Source organism: Pseudomonas sp., assembly GCF_049590575.1.
Lineage (GTDB): Bacteria > Pseudomonadota > Gammaproteobacteria > Pseudomonadales > Pseudomonadaceae > Aquipseudomonas.
Genome location: NZ_JBAWDE010000308.1, coordinates 1 through 5,740, shown reverse-complemented (window position 1 = coordinate 5,740; position 5,740 = coordinate 1). Strand labels below are relative to the sequence as shown.

The 5,740-nt window shown below is 64.2% G+C and carries 6 protein-coding genes and 1 pseudogene; all 7 read left to right on the top strand.

Translation table 11 applies throughout. The features are described 5' to 3' along the window. The first annotated feature begins 113 nt into the window (after nt 1–113). The gene (locus WBR57_RS21370; protein WP_003234086.1) at nt 114–992 is read left to right on the top strand and encodes a polysaccharide deacetylase family protein; all 879 of its coding nucleotides are present in this window, start codon (nt 114–116) and stop codon (nt 990–992) included. 27 nt (nt 993–1,019) lie between these two features. Beyond that, complete coding sequence (locus WBR57_RS21365) at nt 1,020–2,360, top strand: MFS transporter (protein WP_424086367.1); 1,341 nt, start codon at nt 1,020–1,022, stop codon at nt 2,358–2,360. Between the two features lie 10 nt (nt 2,361–2,370). Then, nucleotides 2,371–3,132 (top strand): SDR family NAD(P)-dependent oxidoreductase, encoded by a 762-nt coding sequence (locus WBR57_RS21360; RefSeq protein ID WP_424086365.1) that lies wholly within the window; start codon nt 2,371–2,373, stop codon nt 3,130–3,132. 96 nt (nt 3,133–3,228) lie between these two features. Next, nucleotides 3,229–3,978: an SDR family NAD(P)-dependent oxidoreductase gene (locus WBR57_RS21355; RefSeq protein ID WP_424086363.1), complete on the top strand. Its 750-nt coding sequence runs from the start codon at nt 3,229–3,231 to the stop codon at nt 3,976–3,978. Between the two features lie 13 nt (nt 3,979–3,991). Beyond that, the gene (locus WBR57_RS21350; RefSeq protein ID WP_122543516.1) at nt 3,992–4,291 is read left to right on the top strand and encodes a hypothetical protein; all 300 of its coding nucleotides are present in this window, start codon (nt 3,992–3,994) and stop codon (nt 4,289–4,291) included. Then, on the top strand, nt 4,288–5,262 hold the full coding sequence (locus WBR57_RS21345) for a CobW family GTP-binding protein (RefSeq protein WP_424086360.1): 975 nt from the start codon (nt 4,288–4,290) through the stop codon (nt 5,260–5,262). The genes WBR57_RS21350 and WBR57_RS21345 overlap by 4 nt, the downstream gene beginning before the upstream one ends. Next, nucleotides 5,259–5,740, top strand: a pseudogene (locus WBR57_RS21340) (signal peptide prediction); the annotation flags it as partial. The gene WBR57_RS21345 and the pseudogene WBR57_RS21340, both read left to right, overlap by 4 nt.

Here is a 5,740-nt window from a genome sequence, read left to right as displayed (position 1 = left end):
GCCCTGGGTTTACCCACCGGCCTGCTGCTCAGCGCCCCCAGCGGCGAAGACGCACGCCTGCTGCGCGCCGCGCTGTCGGTCGAAACCGCCCTGACTTTTTAAGGAGACACACCATGGCTAAAGACATTCTCTGTGCATTTGGCGTCGACGTAGACGCCGTCGCCGGCTGGCTCGGTTCCTACGGCGGCGAAGACTCGCCCGATGACATCTCGCGCGGCCTGTTCGCCGGTGAAATCGGCGCGCCGCGCTTGCTCAAATTGTTCGAACGCTACGGCCTGCGCACCACCTGGTTTATCCCCGGCCACTCGATGGAAACCTTCCCCGAGCAGATGAAGGCCGTGGCCGACGCCGGTCACGAAATCGGCGTGCACGGCTACAGCCACGAAAACCCGATTGCGATGACCGCCGAGCAGGAAGAAATCGTCCTTGATAAATCCATCGAACTGATCACCCAGGTCACCGGCAAACGCCCGACCGGCTATGTCGCGCCGTGGTGGGAATTCAGCAAGGTCACCAACGAACTGCTGTTGAAAAAAGGCATCAAGTACGACCACAGCCTGATGCACAACGACTTCCACCCCTACTACGTACGCAAGGGCGACAGCTGGACCAAGATCGACTACAGCCAGCACCCCGATACCTGGATGAAGCCCCTGGTGCGCGGTGAAGAAACCGACCTGGTGGAGATCCCGGCCAACTGGTACCTCGACGACCTGCCGCCGATGATGTTCATCAAAAAAGCCCCCAACAGCCACGGCTTCGTCAACCCGCGTCACCTCGAAGAAATGTGGCGCGACCAGTTCGACTGGGTCTACCGCGAGCACGAACACGCCGTGTTCACCATGACCATCCATCCCGACGTGTCCGGTCGCCCGCAAGTGCTGCTGATGCTTGAGCGCCTGATCGAACATATCCAGAGCCATGCCGGCGTGCGCTTCGTCACCTTCGACGAAATCGCCGACGACTTTATCCGCCGCCAACCGCGTACCTGACCCTATCCCATCCCCGAGGCGCGATTTATGTCCATCTACAACAAGCTTGACCTGACTGGCTGGAAACCCCGGCAACTGACGTCCCAGGAAGTGCGCTTCGCCACCTGGATCGCGTTTTTCGCCTGGGTGTTTGCGGTGTATGACTTCATCCTGTTCGGCACTTTGCTGCCGGAGATCGGCCGGCACTTTGGTTGGGGTGAAGTGGAACAAGCTGAAATCGCGACCTGGGTGGCGGTGGGCACGGCGGTGGTCGCGTTTGCCATCGGCCCTGTGGTGGATAAATTGGGACGGCGCAAAGGGATTATCTTCACCGTGGCCGGTTCCGCGCTGTGCTCGGCACTCACCGCGATTGGCGGGGCGTGGGGCAAGTCGCCGCTGATTCTGATTCGTTCGCTGGGCGGCCTGGGGTATGCCGAGGAAACCGTTAACGCCACGTACCTGAGTGAGCTGTATGGCGCCTCGGAGGACCCGCGCCTGACCAAGCGGCGCGGCTTTATCTACAGCCTGGTGCAGGGCGGCTGGCCGGTCGGTGCGTTGATCGCCGCTGGTCTGACCGCGCTGCTGCTGCCGATCATCGGTTGGCAGGGTTGCTTTATCTTCGCTGCGATCCCGGCGGTGGTGATCGCGATCATGGCGCGCAAGCTCAAGGAGAGCCCGCAGTTCCAGATCCACCAGCGCATCAGCCAGTTGCGTAAAAGCGGCGCGGTGACCGAAGCGCAAAACGTCGCCGTGACCTACGGCGTCGACTACGACGAACACAGCAAGGCCGGCCTCAAGGCGGCCTTCCGTGGCCCGGCGCGCCGCGCCACCCTGGTGATCGGCGCCGCGCTGCTGCTCAACTGGGCGGCGATCCAGGTGTTCAGCGTGCTCGGCACGTCGGTGATCGTCAGCGTGCACCACATTTCGTTCGAGAATTCGCTGATCATCCTCGTGCTGTCCAACCTGGTGGGTTACTGCGGTTACCTCAGCCACGGCTGGATGGGCGACAAGATCGGCCGTCGCAATGTCATCGGCCTGGGCTGGATGCTCGGCGGGCTATCGTTTGCCGGGATGCTGTTTGGCCCGAGCAATATGCCGATGGTGGTCGGGCTGTACAGCCTGGGCCTGTTCTTCCTGATCGGGCCGTACTCGGCGGCGCTGTTCTTTATCAGTGAAAGTTTCCCGACCAGCATCCGCGCCACCGGCGGCGCGATCATCCATGCCATGGGCCCCATCGGCGCAGTGGTCGCAGGCTTCGGCGCGACCCAGGTGTTGTCCGCCGGCAGCGACTGGCAGACCGCCGCGCTGTGGTTTGGCGCCGTGCCGTGCTTTTTGTCGGGCATGTTGATGTTTGCCGCGCGCCATGTGCGCCCGGAAACCGTTCAGTAAGGAGTGATCGATGAGCCGTAAAGTTGCCTTGATTACCGGTGCCGCCAGCGGCATCGGCCAAGCCCTCGCCGTGGCGTATGCGCGCAGCGGTGTGGCGGTGGTCGGCGGGTATTACCCGGCCGACCCGCATGACCCGCACACCACGGTGGCCCTGGTGGAAGAGGCCGGCGGCGAGTGCCTGATGTTGCCCTTGGACGTCGGCGACAGCGCTTCGGTCGACGCGTTGGCGGCCAAGGCCGTGGAGCATTTTGGCCGTCTCGATTACGCGGTGGCCAACGCTGGTTTGCTGCGCCGCGCGCCGTTGCTGGAGATGACTGACGCGTTGTGGAACGAGATGCTCAATGTCGACCTGACGGGGGTGATGCGCACCTTCCGCGCGGCCGCTCGGCATATGGGCGAGGGCGGCGCGCTGGTGGCGATTTCGTCGATTGCCGGCGGCGTGTATGGCTGGCAGGAACACAGCCATTACGCGGCGGCCAAGGCCGGTGTGCCGGGGTTGTGTCGCTCGCTGGCGGTGGAGTTGGCGGCTCAGGGCATCCGTTGCAATGCGGTGATTCCGGGGTTGATCGAAACGCCGCAGTCGCTGGATGCGAAGAACTCGCTGGGGCCGGAAGGCTTGGCCAAGGCCGCACGCGCGATTCCGCTGGGGCGGGTAGGGCGGGCGGATGAAGTGGCGTCGTTGGTGCAGTTTTTGACCAGTGATGCGTCGAGTTATCTGACTGGCCAAAGCATCGTTATCGACGGTGGCCTGACCGTGCGCTGGCCCGACTGATGCGGTTTCAAGCCTGATGCAAATCAAAGGTGGGAGCGAGCAAGCCCGCTCCCAGATTTAACCGCGTTCGCAGCGCGATTATTTAAGGAGTTCACCATGCCCCAACTCACTCACCGTCGCGCCGTGATCACCGGCGCCGGCAGCGGCATCGGTGCGGCCATCGCCCGTGCCTATGCCGCTGAAGGCGCGCGCCTGCTGCTGGCCGACCGCAACGCCGCCAGCCTCGCCGAAACCGCGGTCACTTGCCGCAACCTCGGCGCCGAAGTGGTCGAGTGCCTGGCGGATGTCGGCACCGTCGAAGGCGCCCAGGCCAGCGTCGACCGCTGCGTCGAACACTTCGGCGGCATCGATATCCTGGTCAACAACGCGGGCATGCTCACCCAGGCGCGTTGTGTCGACCTCTCCATCGAAATGTGGAACGACATGCTGCGCGTCGACCTCACCAGTGTGTTCGTCGCCAGCCAACGTGCGTTGCCGCACATGCTGGCGCAGCGCTGGGGGCGGATCATCAACGTCGCCTCGCAACTGGGCATCAAGGGCGGTGCGGAGTTGACCCACTACGCTGCCGCCAAGGCCGGGGTGATCGGCTTTACCAAGTCACTCGCGCTGGAAGTGGCCAAGGACAACGTGCTGGTCAACGCCATCGCCCCCGGCCCGATTGAAACGCCGCTGGTGGGCGGCATCAGTGACGACTGGAAACGCGCCAAGGCCGCCGAGCTGCCCCTGGGCCGCTTCGGCCTGGCGGATGAAGTGGCGCCGACCGCCGTGCTGTTGGCCAGCGAGCCGGGCGGCAACCTGTTCGTCGGCCAGACCCTGGGCCCGAACTCCGGCGATGTCATGCCATGAGTGGGGTGTAGGCATGTGCGGACTCTGCGGATTGCTCGGTGAAGACCTGCACTGGAGCGACCCCCTGGGCGATGAGCTGCCAAGGCGCCGCGAACGCCTGCGCCGCATCGCCGCGATCAACCAGGTGCTGGCGGTGTTCCGGCTTAAGGTCGAAGACTTTCAGGGCGCGTCCTACCTGCTGTTGGGCGCCACCGGCAAACAGGCATTGGCCAGCGGCCTGGATCAACTGTGGCAGGCCGCCGAAACCATGCTCGGCCGCCCGCTGGACCCTCTCGACCCGCGGCTGCTGGATCACTTGGAATCAGGCCTATGAGCATCGCCCTCAACGTCATCACCGGCTTTCTCGGCAGCGGCAAGACCACCTTGCTCAAGCGCCTGTTGCAAGGCGAAAGCCTGGGCGATACGGCGTTGCTGATCAATGAATTCGGCGATGTCGGCATCGACCATCTGCTGGTGGAAGAGGTGGCGCCCGATACCGTCTTGCTGCCCAGCGGCTGCATTTGTTGCTCGATCCGTGGCGAGCTGAAAGACGCATTGCTCGGCTTGCTGCAACGTCGCGAGCGCGGTGAGATCCCGGGGTTCAAGCGGGTGATCCTGGAGACCACCGGCCTGGCCGATCCGGCGCCGATCCTCGCCACGTTGAACAACGATGTGCAGCTGCGCGGGCGTTTCCATATCGGCCTGGTGATCACGCTGGTCGACGCCAGCCACGCCACTCTGCAAGAGCGTCTGCACCCGGAATGGCTGGCCCAGGTCGCGGCGGCGGACCGCCTGCTGCTGAGCAAGACCGATCTGGAGGGCGATTGCAGCGCACTGCGCACGCACCTGCAGGCTTTGAATGCCGGTACGCCGATTCTCAATACCCAGGACATCCACAGCGGCGATCAACTGTTGCTCGGCGAAGGTTTGCGCAGCGCCGAACCGGCGGTGGAAGTCAGCCGCTGGCAACTGCATCAGGCGACCAGCGTCACCCACGGCGCGGCGCAGGTGTGCAGCCTGACCTTCGACCAGCCGCTGGACTGGGTGGGTTTCGGGGTGTGGTTGTCGATGCTGTTAAGATGCCACGGCGAACGAATCCTTCGTGTCAAAGGGCTGCTTAACGTGAACGCCAGTAACGCCCCCATCGTCATTCATGGTGTGCAGCATTGTCTGCATGCCCCGGTGCACTTGCCGGCCTGGCCGGGCAGCGACCGCCAGTCACGGCTGGTGTTTATCCTGCGTGGCCTCGACCCGGAGCTGTTGCGGCGCTCCTTCACGGTGTTCTCGCGGCGGTTCGCGGCATGATCACTTTGCGCGTCCTCGGCACCTCGGTCACCCTGCTGGAAAGCCTGCGCGTGCGCGCCGAACACGAGCTGGGCATTCGCCTGGTGTACCAGGTGCACGACGTCGAACAGGCGCAGCGCATCGCGGTGATGCAGCCCGATAGCTATGACCTGTACGACCAGTGGTTTCACAACGTCGACTTTGTGTGGCCCGCCCAGGCGATCCAGCCCATCGATACGCGGCGCATTGCGCTGTGGCACGAGATCAACGACCTGCCCAAGCGTGGGCGCCTGTCGCCGAATGACCGCCTGGGCAGCGGCAGCGTGCCCAGCGAGCGCTTGTTCGTGCAGCACGATGGCAGCCTCGGCAGCACCGTCACCGAGCGCATCAGCATGTTGCCCCTGACCCACAACGCCGACAGTTTTGCCTACCGCCCCGAGCGCCTGCCCGAAGGTTTTTGCCACGGCAATGAAAGCTGGGGCTGGCTGCTGGACCCGGC

Bases quoted from the DNA above. Each gene is read 5' to 3' on its own strand.
- WBR57_RS21370 (WP_003234086.1), top strand. From the start codon at position 114: ATGGCTAAAGACATTCTCTGTGCATTTGGCGTCGACGTAGACGCCGTC.
- WBR57_RS21365 (WP_424086367.1), top strand. From the start codon at position 1,020: ATGTCCATCTACAACAAGCTTGACCTGACTGGCTGGAAACCCCGGCAA.
- WBR57_RS21360 (WP_424086365.1), top strand. From the start codon at position 2,371: ATGAGCCGTAAAGTTGCCTTGATTACCGGTGCCGCCAGCGGCATCGGC.
- WBR57_RS21355 (WP_424086363.1), top strand. From the start codon at position 3,229: ATGCCCCAACTCACTCACCGTCGCGCCGTGATCACCGGCGCCGGCAGC.
- WBR57_RS21350 (WP_122543516.1), top strand. From the start codon at position 3,992: ATGTGCGGACTCTGCGGATTGCTCGGTGAAGACCTGCACTGGAGCGAC.
- WBR57_RS21345 (WP_424086360.1), top strand. From the start codon at position 4,288: ATGAGCATCGCCCTCAACGTCATCACCGGCTTTCTCGGCAGCGGCAAG.